Origin of the sequence: Achromobacter spanius, from assembly GCF_002966795.1 — a bacterium.
In the GTDB taxonomy this organism is placed as follows: Bacteria; Pseudomonadota; Gammaproteobacteria; order Burkholderiales; family Burkholderiaceae_B; genus Achromobacter; species Achromobacter spanius_D.
In genome coordinates, this window is the sequence record NZ_CP023270.1 from 6,238,969 (window position 1) to 6,254,126 (window position 15,158).

Annotated in this window: 21 protein-coding genes; 4 read left to right on the forward strand and 17 right to left on the reverse strand. The window is 62.4% G+C overall.

The window, feature by feature from the left end:
* Positions 1-91: 91 nt before the first annotated feature.
* The 16 genes from rpsD to rplN are packed head-to-tail and all read right to left on the reverse strand — an operon-like array spanning position 92 to position 7,352.
* A complete protein-coding gene (gene rpsD / locus CLM73_RS28320) occupies positions 92-715 on the reverse strand; it encodes a 30S ribosomal protein S4 (RefSeq protein ID WP_105241250.1) in 624 nt (207 codons plus the stop codon).
* Between the two features lie 11 nt (positions 716-726).
* Positions 727-1,128 (reverse strand): 30S ribosomal protein S11, encoded by a 402-nt coding sequence (gene rpsK, locus CLM73_RS28325; protein WP_006216516.1) that lies wholly within the window; start codon positions 1,126-1,128, stop codon positions 727-729.
* Between the two features lie 15 nt (positions 1,129-1,143).
* Positions 1,144-1,509: a 30S ribosomal protein S13 gene (gene rpsM, locus CLM73_RS28330; protein ID WP_008168996.1), complete on the reverse strand. Its 366-nt coding sequence runs from the start codon at positions 1,507-1,509 to the stop codon at positions 1,144-1,146.
* 43 nt (positions 1,510-1,552) lie between these two features.
* Entirely contained in the window at positions 1,553-1,666 is a 114-nt protein-coding gene (gene rpmJ, locus CLM73_RS28335; protein WP_003806928.1) for a 50S ribosomal protein L36, read from the reverse strand.
* A 34-nt stretch (positions 1,667-1,700) separates the two neighbouring features.
* Entirely contained in the window at positions 1,701-1,919 is a 219-nt protein-coding gene (gene infA, locus CLM73_RS28340) for a translation initiation factor IF-1 (protein ID WP_003806927.1), read from the reverse strand.
* A gap of 8 nt (positions 1,920-1,927) precedes the next feature.
* The gene (secY, locus tag CLM73_RS28345; RefSeq protein WP_056327063.1) at positions 1,928-3,253 is read right to left on the reverse strand and encodes a preprotein translocase subunit SecY; all 1,326 of its coding nucleotides are present in this window, start codon (positions 3,251-3,253) and stop codon (positions 1,928-1,930) included.
* 13 nt (positions 3,254-3,266) lie between these two features.
* Positions 3,267-3,707: a 50S ribosomal protein L15 gene (gene rplO / locus CLM73_RS28350; protein WP_056571038.1), complete on the reverse strand. Its 441-nt coding sequence runs from the start codon at positions 3,705-3,707 to the stop codon at positions 3,267-3,269.
* Between the two features lie 9 nt (positions 3,708-3,716).
* Positions 3,717-3,902 carry a 50S ribosomal protein L30 gene (gene rpmD / locus CLM73_RS28355; protein ID WP_006216520.1) on the reverse strand — a complete coding sequence of 62 codons (186 nt, stop codon included), beginning with the start codon at positions 3,900-3,902 and terminating at the stop codon, positions 3,717-3,719.
* 3 nt (positions 3,903-3,905) lie between these two features.
* On the reverse strand, positions 3,906-4,427 hold the full coding sequence (gene rpsE / locus CLM73_RS28360; RefSeq protein ID WP_008168987.1) for a 30S ribosomal protein S5: 522 nt from the start codon (positions 4,425-4,427) through the stop codon (positions 3,906-3,908).
* Between the two features lie 15 nt (positions 4,428-4,442).
* Positions 4,443-4,808, reverse strand: coding sequence for a 50S ribosomal protein L18 (gene rplR / locus CLM73_RS28365; protein ID WP_008168985.1), 366 nt, complete (start codon positions 4,806-4,808; stop codon positions 4,443-4,445).
* A gap of 21 nt (positions 4,809-4,829) precedes the next feature.
* Positions 4,830-5,363, reverse strand: a complete 534-nt coding sequence (gene rplF / locus CLM73_RS28370) for a 50S ribosomal protein L6 (RefSeq protein ID WP_062838799.1) — start codon at positions 5,361-5,363, stop codon at positions 4,830-4,832.
* A gap of 12 nt (positions 5,364-5,375) precedes the next feature.
* A complete protein-coding gene (gene rpsH / locus CLM73_RS28375) occupies positions 5,376-5,771 on the reverse strand; it encodes a 30S ribosomal protein S8 (RefSeq protein ID WP_006216525.1) in 396 nt (131 codons plus the stop codon).
* Between the two features lie 10 nt (positions 5,772-5,781).
* A complete protein-coding gene (rpsN, locus tag CLM73_RS28380; protein ID WP_056571033.1) occupies positions 5,782-6,087 on the reverse strand; it encodes a 30S ribosomal protein S14 in 306 nt (101 codons plus the stop codon).
* A gap of 12 nt (positions 6,088-6,099) precedes the next feature.
* The gene (gene rplE, locus CLM73_RS28385) at positions 6,100-6,639 is read right to left on the reverse strand and encodes a 50S ribosomal protein L5 (RefSeq protein WP_008168978.1); all 540 of its coding nucleotides are present in this window, start codon (positions 6,637-6,639) and stop codon (positions 6,100-6,102) included.
* A 12-nt stretch (positions 6,640-6,651) separates the two neighbouring features.
* Complete coding sequence (gene rplX / locus CLM73_RS28390; protein WP_105241251.1) at positions 6,652-6,972, reverse strand: 50S ribosomal protein L24; 321 nt, start codon at positions 6,970-6,972, stop codon at positions 6,652-6,654.
* Positions 6,973-6,983: 11 nt separating this feature from the next.
* Positions 6,984-7,352: a 50S ribosomal protein L14 gene (gene rplN / locus CLM73_RS28395; RefSeq protein ID WP_006216531.1), complete on the reverse strand. Its 369-nt coding sequence runs from the start codon at positions 7,350-7,352 to the stop codon at positions 6,984-6,986.
* A gap of 657 nt (positions 7,353-8,009) precedes the next feature.
* Here rplN and CLM73_RS28405 point away from each other — a divergent pair.
* Both CLM73_RS28405 and CLM73_RS28410 read left to right on the forward strand, forming a co-directional pair.
* The gene (locus CLM73_RS28405; protein ID WP_105241252.1) at positions 8,010-9,437 is read left to right on the forward strand and encodes an NAD-dependent succinate-semialdehyde dehydrogenase; all 1,428 of its coding nucleotides are present in this window, start codon (positions 8,010-8,012) and stop codon (positions 9,435-9,437) included.
* A gap of 245 nt (positions 9,438-9,682) precedes the next feature.
* Positions 9,683-11,851 (forward strand): metallophosphoesterase, encoded by a 2,169-nt coding sequence (locus CLM73_RS28410; RefSeq protein ID WP_105241253.1) that lies wholly within the window; start codon positions 9,683-9,685, stop codon positions 11,849-11,851.
* A gap of 95 nt (positions 11,852-11,946) precedes the next feature.
* Here CLM73_RS28410 and CLM73_RS28415 read toward each other — a convergent pair whose 3' ends face one another.
* Positions 11,947-12,921: a helix-turn-helix domain-containing protein gene (locus CLM73_RS28415; protein WP_105241254.1), complete on the reverse strand. Its 975-nt coding sequence runs from the start codon at positions 12,919-12,921 to the stop codon at positions 11,947-11,949.
* 154 nt (positions 12,922-13,075) lie between these two features.
* On the opposite strand from CLM73_RS28415, the gene CLM73_RS28420 reads away from it, so the two are divergent.
* The gene (locus CLM73_RS28420) at positions 13,076-13,969 is read left to right on the forward strand and encodes an alpha/beta fold hydrolase (protein ID WP_105241255.1); all 894 of its coding nucleotides are present in this window, start codon (positions 13,076-13,078) and stop codon (positions 13,967-13,969) included.
* A gap of 15 nt (positions 13,970-13,984) precedes the next feature.
* The gene (locus CLM73_RS28425) at positions 13,985-15,157 is read left to right on the forward strand and encodes a substrate-binding domain-containing protein (protein WP_056571020.1); all 1,173 of its coding nucleotides are present in this window, start codon (positions 13,985-13,987) and stop codon (positions 15,155-15,157) included.
* Position 15,158 lies beyond the last annotated feature (1 nt).

Sequence of the window (15,158 nt, forward strand, 5' to 3'; positions counted from 1 at the left end):
GAAAGCGGGCTGCTGCGGGACTTGCAGACGGGTCAACCGATCGCGAGACCAGCTTGCCAGCACCTTGCGAAGGAGGCGCCGGCAGGCGTGATTAACGCGAGTACAGTTCGACGACCATCGATTCGTTGATGTCGCGAGCGACGTCAGCGCGATCGGGGGCCGACTTGAACGTGCCGGTCAGCTTGGCCGCGTCGACTTCCACCCACTGGGGGATGCCGATGCTGGTGGCCAGGTCGAGCGATTCCTTGATACGGCCTTGCTTCTTGGCCTTTTCACGAACCGAGACGATGTCGCCAGCCTTGACCAGCATCGAAGCGATGTCAGCCGTGTGGCCGTTCAGTTCGATGGCGCGGTGGCTCACCAGCTGGCGAGCTTCGGCGCGCGTCGAGCCGAAGCCCATGCGGTAGACGACGTTGTCCAGACGCGATTCCAGCAGCTGGATCAGCGTTTCGCCGGTGTTGCCACGGCGGCGCTCGGCTTCAGCGAAGTACTTGCGGAATTGCTTTTCCAGCACGCCGTACATGCGCTTGAGCTTTTGCTTTTCGCGCAGCTGCAGGCCGTAGTCGGAAGTGCGGGCACCCGAAGTGCGGCCGTGTTGGCCAGGCTTGGAATCCAGCTTGCACTTGGAATCCAGCGAGCGGCGGGCGCTCTTCAGGAACAGGTCAGTACCCTCGCGGCGCGAGAGCTTGCATTTGGGTCCAATATAACGTGCCATGTGGATTCCCTTTAGATACGACGACGCTTCGGCGGACGGCAGCCGTTGTGCGGAACGGGCGTGATGTCGGCGATGGACGAAATCTTGATGCCCAGCGCGTTCAGCGCACGGACCGACGACTCGCGGCCAGGACCGGGGCCCTTGATGCGGACTTCCAGCGTCTTGATGCCGTACTCGAGCGCAACGCGGCCAGCCGTTTCAGCGGCAACCTGCGCGGCAAACGGGGTCGACTTGCGCGAACCCTTGAAGCCAGCACCGCCCGACGTGGCCCACGACAGTGCGTTGCCCTGACGATCGGTGATGGTGATGATGGTGTTGTTGAACGAAGCGTGAACGTGCGCGATGCCGTCCGAGACGTTCTTCTTGACCTTTTTGCGCACGCGCGAAGCGCCGCTGGTGGAAGCTTTCGCCATAATCCTGTTCCTCGATTATTTCTTCAGGGACGCAGCAGCACGACGCGGGCCCTTGCGGGTCCGGGCGTTGGTGCGAGTGCGCTGGCCGCGCACGGGCAAACCGCGCTTGTGACGCATACCGCGGTAGGTTCCCAGGTCGATCAAACGCTTGATCGAGAGCTGTACTTCACGACGCAGGTCGCCTTCAACCGTGAACAAACCAACATGTTCGCGGACGCGTTCCAATTCAGCGTCGCTCAGATCCTTGACCTTTTTGTCAAAGGGTACGTTTGCCGCTTCGCAAATCTTGCGAGCGCGCGTACGACCGATGCCAAAAATGGCGGTCAGGCCGATCTCGGCGTGCTGTTGCGGCGGAATGTTAATGCCAGCAATACGGGCCATGACTGTTCCTTGAATAAATCCGTTGCGTAGTCGCTAACCCGAGTTAGCCTTGACGCTGCTTGTGACGCGGGTCGGTGCAGATAACGCGCACCACGCCGTGACGTTTGATAACTTTGCAGTTGCGGCAGATCCGCTTAACCGATGCCATTACTTTCATGGTTGACTCCTAATTTTCCGTAATCCGGTTTCGCTCACTTGGAGCGGAAAACAATCCTGGCTCGCGTCAGGTCATAGGGCGTGAGCTCCACTGTGACCTTGTCACCCGGCAGGATCCGGATGTAATGCATACGCATCTTGCCGGAAATATGGCCCAACACCACGTGGCCGTTTTCGAGCTTGACGCGAAATGTCGCGTTCGGGAGGTTCTCAAGAACCTCACCTTGCATCTGAATGACGTCGTCCTTGGACATTCTTTTGCTTACCGCATCGGCAAACCCGCGCCCTTGAAGTTGGCCTTCTTGAGCAACGAGTCGTACTGGTGAGACATCATGTAGGCCTGAACCTGCGCCATGAAATCCATCGTCACCACCACAATAATCAACAGAGACGTACCACCGAAGTAGAAAGGAACGTTCCAGCGCATCACCAAGAATTCCGGCAACAGGCACACCAACGTGATGTAGATGGCACCTGCGAGCGTCAAACGCATCAGGATCTTGTCGATGTAGCGCGCCGTTTGCTCGCCCGGACGGATGCCCGGAACAAACGCACCACTCTTCTTCAGGTTGTCCGCCGTTTCGCGGCTGTTGAAAACCAGAGCCGTGTAGAAAAAGCAGAAGAAAATAATCGCGACCGAGTACAGCGTGATGTAGAGCGGTTGACGAGGCGACAGGGCCGCAGCCAGGTCGCTAAGCCAGCGCATGTTCTCGCTGCTGGAGAACCAGCTCGTGATCGTGGCCGGGAACAGAATGATCGACGACGCGAAGATCGGCGGAATCACCCCTGCCATGTTCAGCTTCAGCGGCAAATGCGAGCTTTGACCACCGTAGACCTTGTTGCCGACCTGACGCTTGGCGTAGTTCACCGTGATCTTGCGCTGTCCGCGTTCCACGAACACCACAAAAGCGGTAACCAGCACCACCAGAGCCACAATGAACAGTGCCGAAAGCACAGACATCGCGTTGGTGCGAACCAGGTCCAACAGTGCAGCCAGCGCCGCGGGAAGACCCGCCACGATACCTGCGAAGATCAGGATGGAAATCCCGTTGCCCAGACCGCGTTCCGTGATCTGCTCACCCAGCCACATGACGAACATGGTGCCAGTGACCAAAGTCACGACGGTCGTGAAGCGGAACAGCATGCCCGGATCGATCACCAGTCCCTGCTGAGACTCCAACGCCACCGAAATGCCCACAGCCTGCACCAGCGCCAGCACGACCGTGCCGTAGCGGGTGTATTGGGTAATCTTCCGACGGCCGGATTCGCCCTCTTTCTTGAGCGCTTCCAGCGACGGCACCACCACCGACATCAACTGCATGATGATGGATGCCGAAATGTACGGCATGATCCCCAGGGCAAAAATCGAGAAACGCGAGAGCGCTCCGCCCGAGAACATGTTGAACAGGCCCAGGATCCCGCCCTGGTTCTGACGGAACAAGTCCGCCAGCGCGTCCGGGTTGATACCCGGAACCGGGATGTGTGTACCCAAACGGTAAACCACCAGGGCGAGCACCAGGAACACCAGACGGCGCTTCAGATCGCCGTATCGTGCTCCGGATTTGCCCAATGCCTGCGCGTTAGCCACTCGTCACCTCTGATCAAGCAAGCGAGCCGCCCGCGGCTTCGATGGCGGCGCGAGCGCCGGCCGTCGCGGTAATGCCCTTGAGCACGACCTTGCGCGAGAGTTCACCAGACTTGATGACCTTGGCGTAACGAACCGCCTGGCCAATCACGCCGGCCGCCTTCAGCGCTTGCACATCGATGTCATCGATGGGCAGGGCTTCGAGGTCCGACAAGAGAACTTGTGCATACAGGTGTTGACCCAGCGGGGTGAAACCACGCTTGGGCAGGCGACGTTGCAGCGGCATTTGACCGCCTTCGAAGCCAACCTTGTGGAAACCGCCCGAGCGCGACTTCTGACCCTTGTGACCACGGCCGGCGGTTTTACCCAGACCCGAACCGATGCCACGGCCGACGCGGCGCTTGGCGTGCTTGCTGCCCTCAGCGGGCTTCAGCGTATTAAGTTGCATATCCGACATGGTGATTCCTTAGGCTTCCGAGACGGAAACGAGATAATCCACCTTACGGATCATCCCACGCACCTCGGGCGTATCGACCAGCACGCGGCTGCTGTTGATGCGGCCCAAGCCCAAACCGCGAACCGTATCACGGTGCGATTGCTTGGTACCGATCACCGAGCGCACGAGGGTCACTTTGATCTGCTTCTGAGCCATGATTTACCCCAGGATCTCTTCGACCGTCTTGCCGCGCTTGGCAGCAACATCGGCCGGGGTCAGGGAGGCGCGCAGGCCGTTCAACGTGGCGCGAACCATGTTGTAGGGGTTGCTCGAGCCCAGGCTCTTGGCAACCACGTTACGCACACCCATCACTTCGAAAATAGCGCGCATCGGGCCGCCGGCGATAACGCCAGTACCTTCAGCAGCGGGCGAAATCAGCACGGTAGCGGCGCCATGCTTGCCGACCACGGTGTGGTGCAGCGTGCCGTTCTTCAGAGCGACCTTGAACATGCCGCGACGGGCCTGTTCCATAGCCTTCTGAACGGACACCGGCACTTCACGCGCCTTGCCCTTACCCATGCCGATGCGGCCATCGCCATCGCCAACCACGGTCAGCGCGGCAAAGCTCATGGTGCGACCACCCTTGACCACTTTGCTCACGCGGTTGACCGCGATCATCTTTTCGCGGAGGCCGTCATCGTTCTCTTTTTCCGCGGCGTTCTTGCCTTGTACTTTAGCCATTTGACAGATCCTCGCTTAGAACTTCAGGCCGGCTTCACGCGCGGCATCGGCCAGCGCCTTGACGCGGCCATGGTAACGAAAGCCCGAGCGATCGAAAGCGACCAGTTCGATACCGGCAGCCTTGGCCTTTTCGGCCACGCGCTTGCCAACCAGCGTCGCAGCGGCTTTGTTGCCACCCTGACCGGTTTGGCCGGCCAGTTGCGCACGCACTTCGGCTTCCACCGTCGAGGCGCTGACCAGAACGCGATCGCCTTCCGGCGAAATGATGTTGGCGTAGATGTGCTGGTTCGAGCGGAAAATCGAGAGGCGATGAACGCGCAGCTCGTTGATCTTCCGGCGAGTCGGAACCGCACGACGCAAACGGGAAACTTTTTTGTCCATGATTCGTCCTTGCGTGCGCCGTTATTTCTTCTTGGTTTCTTTGATGACGACGCGTTCGTCCGAGTAACGCACGCCCTTGCCCTTGTAGGGTTCGGGTTCGCGGTACGCGCGGATTTCAGCGGCCACCTGACCGACGACTTGCTTGTTGGAGCCCTTGATGACGATTTCCGTCTGGGTGGGGCATTCGGCCTTGATACCGGCCGGCAACTGATGCAAAACGTCGTGCGAGAAACCGAGCTGCAGCTTAACGGCGTCGCCTTGAACCGAGGCGCGGTAACCCACGCCGACCAGGTTCAGCTTGCGCTCGAATCCCTTGCTCACGCCATTGACCATGTTGGCCACCAGCGCGCGCACGGTGCCCGACATGGCATTGGCGTGACGGGAATCGTTGGCGGCTGCAAACGTGAGCTTGCCACCGTCCAGCGAGATCGTGACGTCGCCAGTCAGGGGTTGGGTCAAGGAACCCAGCGGGCCCTTGACAGTGATCTGATCCTGCTTGATGTCAGCTTCGACACCCTTGGGCAGTTCGACCGGATACTTAGCGATACGTGACATTAGAATTTCTCCTTAGGCCACGTAGCACAGCACTTCGCCGCCGACGCCGTTGGCGCGAGCCTTACGGTCGGTCATGACGCCGCGCGAGGTCGAAACGATAGCCACGCCCAGGCCATTCATGACCTGAGGAATGCTGGTACGGCCCTTGTAGATACGCAGACCGGGGCGCGAGACGCGTTCGATGCGCTCGATGACCGGACGGCCAGCGTAGTACTTCAGGGTGATCTCGAGCTCAGGCTTGGCCTGGGTGCCCTTGATTTCAAAGCTGTCGATGTAGCCTTCGTCTTTCAGCACAGCGGCAATGGCCGCCTTCAGCTTCGAGGAGGGCATGCTCACCGTAACTTTGTCCACTTGCTGCGCATTGCGAATGCGGGTCAGCATATCGGCGATGGGATCGCTCATGCTCATATTGTTTCTCCTACCAGCTGGCCTTGGTGATGCCGGGGATTTCACCCTTCATCGCCATTTCACGCAGTTTGTGGCGCGTCAGACCGAACTTGCGGAACACGCCGCGAGGACGACCGGTGACCACGCAACGGTTGCGTTGACGCGTCGGGTTGGCATTGCGCGGCAGCTGTTGCAGCTTGAGCCGAGCTTGGTAACGTTCTTCGTCGGTCTTCGACTGATCGTCGACGATCGCCTTCAACTCAGCGCGCTTGGCAGCGAACTTGTCAGCCAGCTTGGCGCGCTTGATGTCGCGATTGATGAGGGAAAGTTTAGCCACGTCATCAGCCCCTTAGTTACGGAACGGGAAGCTGAAGGCCGTCAACAGCGCCTTGGCTTCTTCGTCGGTCTTCGCGGAGGTGGTGATGCTGATGTTCAGCCCACGCAGCGCGTCGATCTTGTCGTACTCGATTTCGGGGAAAATGATCTGCTCTTTCACCCCGATGTTGTAGTTGCCACGGCCGTCGAACGCACGACCCGAGATACCGCGGAAGTCGCGCACGCGAGGCAGCGCAACCGCCACCAGGCGATCCAGGAATTCGTACATGCGTTGACCACGCAGCGTGACCATGCAACCAATCGGGTAGTTTTCGCGGATCTTGAAACCGGCGATTGCCTTCTTGGTCTTCGTCACGACGGGCTTCTGGCCGGCGATCTTGGTCAGATCCGACACAGCGTGCTCGATGACTTTCTTGTCGGAGACCGCTTCCGAGACACCCATGTTCAGGGTGATCTTGGTGATGCGCGGCACTTCCATTGCGCTCTTGTAGCCAAACTTGGCTTGCAGGTCGCCAGCGACCTTGCTCTTGTAGAAATCTTGCAAACGAGACATGTCTATCGCCCCTTACGCCTTGGCGCCGACAACGGCACCATTGGAACGGAACACGCGGACCTTGCGACCGTCGACTTCTTGAACGCCCACGCGGTCGGCACGACCGGTTGCGGGGTTGAAGAGCGCCACATTCGAGATGTGGATCGGCATGGTCTTTTCGACAATCCCGCCCGGGTTGTTAGCCATCGGGTTGGCTTTGACGTGCTTCTTGGCAACATTGACGCCTTCGACCAGAACGTGGTCGGCATCAACGCGAGCCAGCACGGTGCCACGACGCTTCTTGTCGCGGCCGGTCAGGACGATGACTTCGTCGCCTTTACGAATGTTGTTCATCGTAGGGCTCCTTACAGCACTTCCGGGGCCAGCGACACGATCTTCATGAACTTCTCGGTACGCAGTTCACGCGTAACGGGTCCGAAGATGCGGGTGCCGATAGGCTCCAGCTTGGCGTTGAGCAACACGGCGGCATTGCCACCGAAACGAATCAGCGAACCGTCTTTACGGCGCACGCCCTTGGCGGTACGAACCACCACGGCATTGTAAATTTCGCCTTTCTTGACGCGTCCGCGCGGAGCCGCATCTTTGACGCTCACCTTGATGATGTCGCCGATACCGGCATAACGGCGCTTGGAGCCACCGAGCACCTTAATGCACATGACATGACGCGCACCAGTGTTATCGGCCACGTCCAGCGTGGTCTGCATTTGGATCATGATTTTTCCTGTTCCAACTTAACTGGAAATACGGTTTTCCCAACAAGGGAACACTGCAATTCCTGCCAGTTTTGGTCCCGTCAGGTCAGCCGCCCTGCTTTTTTGTCGGCAAGTCCGTAACTCCTGGACCAGCAACTGGTGGCAACGCAACGACCCTGGGTTGAAATCCTGCGGGTATTCCCCCCGACGCGCTCACCTAACCTTCGGCTAAGTGAATCGACAATCTGGGAAAGCTGATAATTCTAACGTGGTTAATTTTTGAGCGCAAGCACTTTGTTGGGATTGCGCACAAAACACCACGCCCCCTGTCAAGGGGGCCGGTTTGGCGGGCCATCCGCCCCTGTTTCTGGCGGTAGTAGCCCTTCTCGCAGGCGTCATGATTTGCCTTGCCGCGACAGATATGTCGTCCGTGGACGGCGCAGCCATGAGCACCAGGCGATCGTGCATTTTACAGGAACTCGGCAAGGGCGCCCGACATCGGCGAAAAGTACGGTTCTCAAGCCGTCAGCGTGCGCACGCCTCAGCACGCCAATGGCTCCAAGCTCACGGCAAGGATTGGCTCCTTTGGCGCGGGGTGAGCTGGTTTAGACTGCCGTGGGCAGCGACAGGCGCTGCCACCCCAAGCTATCCCTTCCTATTTCGCAAGGAACGACAGGCATGTATGAACAGTTGGCGCTGTATATCGACGGCGAATTCGTCGCCGGCGAGGGCAGGCGCACCCAGGACGTCATCAACCCGGCCACGCTCGAGGTGCTGGGCCAGCTGCCTCACGCCACGCAAGCCGATCTGGACCGCGCGCTTGCCGCCGCCCAGCGCGCCTTCGAATCGTGGAAGAAGTCTTCGCCCATGGACCGCTCGGCGATCCTGCGCAAGGTCGCCACGCTGTCGCGCGAGCGCGCCAAGGAGATCGGCCGCAACATGACGCTGGACCAGGGCAAGCCGCTGGCCGAAGCCGTGGGCGAAGTCACTTCCTGCGCCGAACATGCCGATTGGCACGCCGAGGAATGCCGCCGCATCTACGGCCGGGTCATCCAGCCGCGCAATCCGGACGTGCGCCAGATCGTGGTGCGCGAGCCCATCGGCGTCTGCGCCGCCTTCACGCCCTGGAACTTCCCGTACAACCAGGCCATCCGCAAGATCGCCGCCGCCATCGGCGCCGGCTGCACGGTCGTGCTCAAGGGTCCCGAGGACTCGCCCAGCGCGGTCATGGCCATCGCACGCATGTTCCACGATGCCGGCCTGCCCAAGGGCTGCCTGAACATCGTCTGGGGCGAGCCCGCCACCATCTCCGATTACCTGATCCGTTCGCCGATCGTGCGCAAGGTGTCGTTCACCGGCTCCGTGCCGGTGGGCAAGCAGCTCGCGGCGCTGGCTGGCGCGCACATGAAGCGCGTCACCATGGAACTGGGCGGCCACTCGCCCGTGCTGGTGTTCGACGATGCGGACATCGACCGCGCGGCCGAGATGCTGGCCAAGTTCAAGGTGCGCAACGCCGGCCAGGTCTGCGTGTCGCCCACCCGCTTCTATGTGCAGGACGGCGCGTACGAGCAGTTCCTGGCGCGGTTCTCGGAAGTGCTCAAGAGCATCAAGGTCGGCGACGGCCTGGAAGCCGGCACCGAGATGGGACCGCTGGCGCATGAGCGCCGTGTGCCCGCCATGAGCGCCTTCATCGACGACGCCAAGAAGCACGGCGCCAAGGTGGTGGTGGGCGGCGGTCCGCTGGACCGCAAGGGCTTTTTCTTTGCGCCCACCGTGGTCACGGAACTGCCCGACAACGCCATGCTGATGACCGAAGAGCCGTTCGGCCCCGTGGCGCCCGTGGTCCGCTTCAAGGACACCGACGAGGTGCTGCGCCGCGCCAACAGTCTGCCCTTCGGCCTGTCCTCGTACGTGTTCACCAACTCGCTGAAGACCGCGACCAAGGTGTCCAACGGCCTGGAGGCCGGCATGGTCAACATCAACCACTTCGGCAGCGCCCTGGCTGAGACGCCGTTCGGCGGCATCAAGGACAGCGGCATCGGCAGCGAAGGCGGCACGGAAACGTTCGAGGGCTACCTGGTCACGAAGTTCATCACGCACGTCTGATCCCGCGGCCATCGCGGCGCAAAGCCCCGCACCTGGCGTGCGGGGCTTTTTTTTGCCTGTTGTGTGACGCGGACCGGTTCGGGATTCATGACGCTGTCATGCGGGTCAGTGAGCATTGGGCCCGCTTACAAGTAGCTGACCCAGGCAGCTTACCCAACCAGCTGACCTGCGGCTGCCGCCCCGGCATGGCCAATGCCCATGCGCGACCGCCGCCGCACCCGAACCTTCCAGGATCCCAACGCCCGATGACGCTTCGCCCTTCCCGCCCCGTCCGCGCCGCAGCCTCCCTGCTGCTCGTTGCCCTGCTCGCCGCATGCGGCGGCGACAAGGACGATGACGCGCCGCCGCCTGTTGCCGAGACGCCGCCCCCGGCCGAAACGCCCGCGCAGCCGCCCGCCCCCGTGCAGGTCGCGTTCATGCCCGACATTCACTTTCACGACGTCTACGCGGACTTCAAGGACGGCTCGTTCCCCGGCATCCCTAACCCGAAGGCCGGCGACAACGCGACCATCCGCACGATGTACGCGCAACTGACGTCCACGCGCCTCTTCAACGAAAACTACTTCGCCTTCCTGGCCGCGCTGGACGACGCCGTCAAGCGCGGCGTGAAGTACATCGCGCTGCCGGGCGACTTCTCGGATGACGGCCAGCCCGTGCATATGCGCGGCCTGGTCAAGATCATGGACGAGTATTCGAAGAAGCACGGCATCCAGTTCTTTGCCGCGCCGGGCAACCATGATCCCAACCGGCCGTTCAACCAGCCGGCGGGCAAGGGCGACTACCTTGGCCTGGATCCCGTGACGGGCGCGATCGGCTTTTCGCAGCCGATCTACAGCCGCGGCGCCAACGTCTGCAACACCGCCTATGGCGGCGATTGGACGCGCATCGGCAACACGTATTGCACCGAGGAAGTGCTGCACATGGGCTACTCGGGCATCACGACCGCGCTCGAGCAGCATGGCTTCATGCCACAGCCGCAGAACGTGTATTACGAAACCCCGTACAGCACCTACAAGTACGAAGATTACGATTACGCCACGGCGGTCTCGCAAGCCAACTGGATCAACCGCCAGTACGAAATCTGCGCCGAAGGCACCGGCGGCCCGAACAAGCCGCAGAACTACACGCTGTGCAAGATGGTGCCCGACACGTCGTACGTGGTCGAACCCGTCGAGGGCGTGTGGCTGGTGGGCCTGGATGCCAACGTCTACGTGCCGACGGGTCCGGGCGCCAACGACTTCACTGGCTCGGGCGATCAGGGCTACAACAAGATGCTGACCCACAAGGCGCACGTGATCACGTGGCTGACCGACGTGGTGGCGCGCGGCGAGGCGCAAGGCAAGCAGGTCATCGCGTTCAGCCACTTCCCAATGTCCGAGTTCTTCAATGGCGCCTCCGACGACATCGAGGCGCTGCTCGGCGCCAACAAAATGCAGATGATCCGCCGTCCCGCCGAGAACACCACCCGCGCGCTGGCCGAGACCGGTTTGAAGGTGCACGTGGGCGGCCACATGCACTTCAACGACATGGCGCTGCGCAACTACGGCGGCGACCACGCGCTCTTCAACATCCAGGCGCCCTCGATGGCCGCCTATGTGCCCGCATACAAGCTCATGACGCTGCAGAGCGCGGACGAGATCGAAGTGCAGACCATCCGGCTCGACAAGGTGCCGCGCTTCGACGAACTGTTCGACCTGTACCGCGCCGAAAACGCTTACGACGTGCCGCCGCGCTGGAACGTGTCCATCCTGGACGCCAAGGACTATGGCGACTTCACCTACCGCTACATGAGCGAACTGGTGCGACTGCGTCTGCTGAACGACGACTGGCGCTGCGAGATGCGCGAACTGGTCAAGAGCCCGTTGACGGGCGCCGACCTGCTGGCGCTGTCGCAATTGCAGACGACGGTCACGCTCAAGGAACTGGCGAACACCGGCGATCAGAACAACCTGACGCCCGCGTTCTTTGCGTGCCTGTTCGACGCCGGCGGCAGCGGCGCCAGCAACCCGGCCTATGCCGCGGATGCCGCCAACGCGCAGACCCGCGCGCAAGCCCTGGCGCAGGCCAACGGCATGCAGTTGGCGGACTTCGCGCAATGGACGGCGCTGGAGATGGCAGGCGACTTCGTGCGCCTGGCCAATGCGGGCGACCTGGCATTCGCCGACATCCCCGCGCAGCGCGCCAGCCAGTACAAGCTGCTGGCCCAGGCACTTGCCCAGACCAACGCCGCCGTGCAGATGAACGGCAACAGCGTCAGCAACGCCACGACGCCGGCAGACCTGTTCAAGGCGCGCTTCAAGCCGCTGATGGCGATCATGCTGAAGCTGGCCAACGGCGCACCGTCCGAGCACATCCGCCTTGACCTGACGACCAACAGCATCGTCAACCTGTCCAACCAGCCTTCGCCGTTCTAGTCCGGTTTCACGTGCCCTGAAAGGCCAACGGCCCGCTGATCAAGCGGGCCGTTTTTCGTTGGCGGCGCGGCCGAGGGCGCGCGAGCCGTGCGCGCTCACCCCTGCCCGGCGCGGCCGCCCGCGCGCATGTCCCGCGGCGTCACGCCGAAGCGCTGCTTGAACAGCCGGCTGAAATGCGAAGGATGAGAGAAACCCACCTGGTATGCCAGCTCGGCAATGCCGCGATGACGATGCCGCGCGTCCAGCAGCAGTTCGCGGCACCGGTCCAGCCGCTGCTCGAAGATGAACGACTCCACCGACAGCCCGCCCGCGCGCAGGATGCGGTGCAGATAGGCAACCGACACGCCGCAGCCCTGCGCCACCCGCGCGGGCGATAGATCCGGGTCCGCGAGATGCTGGCGAATGTAGGCCAGCACGCGCGTACGGTGCGCCACGGTGACGCTGCTGTCCGCCTCCGAGACCTGTCCGTGTCCCGGCTGCACCAGGAAGAGCACGATGAGGTCGATCAGGCGCTCGCCCAGTTCGGCCGCCTCGGTATCGGTCCAGCCGTCCATGCCTTTGAACAGGTGATCCATGTAGCCGGCCAGCAGCGCGCCGCGCGGCGACCCGTCGTCGGTGCGCAGCTTATAAAACGCGCCGATCCTTGAATCCCGCTGCGACAGCGCGCTGCGCGGAAACGAGACGCTCAGGCTGCGGTAGCCCGCCGCGCCATTCGCGGTTGCCTGATATGGCAGGCTCTGGTTCATCAGGTAGACGCAACCCGGTTCCACCTGGAATTCGCGGCCCTGTTGACGCACCGCCAGCGGACCGGCCAGCGGCAGGCCGAAGGTGTAGAACTCCCGGTCCAGCCGTGAGACGTTGCCCGGGGTGCGTTCCAGCCGCTGGCCCTGGTAGTGCAGGTCGTTGAACTGCAGGCTGGCGCGGCGCGCGTAGCGCACGTGGCCCGCGAAATGACCGGGTTTGCCGCCATGCACCTCGAACGGCCCGAAGGCATCGGCCAGCGCGGCGCGCCACTGATCGCGCCGGTCGGCGCCGGCGCTGGCCGAAATGGCGAATTCCGTATCTGACATGGCACGGTCTCCTGGGGGCTGCGCAAATTGATCTTGCGTCTACATATTGTTGACTCACCCTGCTGCGGGGTGGACGGCGCATTGTGGGCGCGCTTGCCGCAAGTCTATATTCAGCCCGATAAGCACACAACCTGGACAAACCGGGAGGAGACGCATGGACGAGACAGGGGCGGCAACCGCGCGCCATACGCCGGCGTCGCGCTACCTGCGCTGCGCGGGACGCGAGCTGCACTACACCGAATGGGGTGCTTCTGACGCGCCGCCCATCATCATGTGGCATGGCCTGGCCCGCACCGGCCGCGACTTCGACGAACTGGCGCAGGCGCTGGCCGGCGACTACCGCGTGATCTGTCCTGACGCGATCGGACGCGGACTGTCGCAATGGAGCCCTGATCCGGTCGCCGAGTACCGGCTCGATTTCTACGCCGAGCTTGCGCGCGCTTTGGTGGACGGCTTGTCGCTGGCGCGCGTGCGCTGGGTGGGAACGTCCATGGGTGGCGCGACCGGCATGCACGCGGCCGCGACGACGTTGCGCGATCGCATTTCGCACCTGGTCGTCAATGACATCGGACCGGAACTGCCGCAGCCCGCCATCGAGCGCATCCTGGCTTATGCCGGCAACCCGCCAGCATTCGACACGGTGACGGAGCTGGAAGCGTGGCTGCGCGCCGCCTACAAGCCCTACGGCTGGCAAAGCGACGAACAATGGCGCCGGATGACTGAAACGTCGGTGCGCCGGCTGCCCGACGGCCGCGTCACTGCTCACTACGATCCGGCCATCGTCGGGCAGTTCAGCCACCATCCGCGCGATTACGACCGGTGGGAGGGTTACGACACGCTGCGCATGCCGACCCTGCTCTTGCGCGGCGCCGAATCGGACCTGCTGCTGCCCGAGGTTGCCCACGCCATGACGCAGCGCGGTCCACGCGCGCAGCGCATCGACTTCTCCGATTGCGGGCACGCCCCCGCGCTGAACGTACCCGCCCAGATCGAACCCATCCGTCAATTTTTAGGCAGGCCGGACGACACGGCCGCACGTGCCCACTGACACCAGGAGACTCCCATGAAACGCATTCTGCTCGCCGCCATGGCCAGCCTGTGCATGAGTTCCGCGCTCGCGGCAAAGGACTTCGTGGTCGCCCACGTCTATGACAAGACCGGCCCGCTGGAAGCCTACGCCAAGCAGACTCAGAACGGCTTGATGCTGGGGCTGGAATACGCCACGCAAGGCACCATGACGGTGGCCGGGCGCAAGATCCGCGTCATCGAGAAGGACAACCAGGGCAAGCCCGACGTCGCCCGCGCGCAGCTCGCGTCCGCCTATGCCGACGACAACGCCGACATCGCCGTCGGTCCCACGTCGTCGGGCGTGGCGCTAGCCATGCTGCCGATCGCGGAAGAATACGAAAAGATCCTGCTGGTGGAACCGGCGGTGGCGGACTCCATTACCGGCGAGAAGTGGAACAAGTACATCTTCCGCACCGGCCGCAATTCCTCGCAGGACGCCATCGCCAACGCCGTGGCGTTCGACCAGGAAGGCACATCGATCGCCATGCTGGCGCAGGACTATGCCTTTGGCCGCGACGGCGTAAAAGCCTTCAAGGGCGCGCTCAAGAACGCCAAGATCGTGCACGAAGAATACCTGCCCGCCAACGCGACCGACTTCACGGCCGGCGCGCAGCGGCTGTTCGACGCGCTGAAGGACAAGCCGGGCCGCAAGATCATCTTCATTCTGTGGGCCGGCGCCGGCAATCCGTTCAAGATCGCCGATCTGGATCCCAAGCGCTACGGCATCGAGATCGCCACGGGCGGCAACACGCTCACCGCCATGACGCCCCTCAAATCCCTGGCGGGCATGGAAGGCGCCACGTATTACTACTACGGCATCCCCAAGAACCCGGTCAACGACTGGCTCGTGGCCGAGCATCAGAAGCGCTTCGGCCAGCCGCCCGATTTCTTCACGGCGGGCGGCATGGCGTCGGGCATCGCGATCGTTGCGGCCTTGAACAAGACCGGCGGCGATTCGGACACCGACAAGCTCATCAAGGCGATGGAAGGCATGAGCTTCGATACGCCCAAAGGCAAGATGACGTTCCGGCCCGAGGATCACCAGGCCATGCAGTCGATGTACCACTTCCGGATCAAGAACGATCCGTCGGTGCCGTGGGCGGTCCAGGACCTGGTCAAGGAAATCACGCCGGACCAGATGGCCGTGCCGATCCAGAACAAGCGCTGAA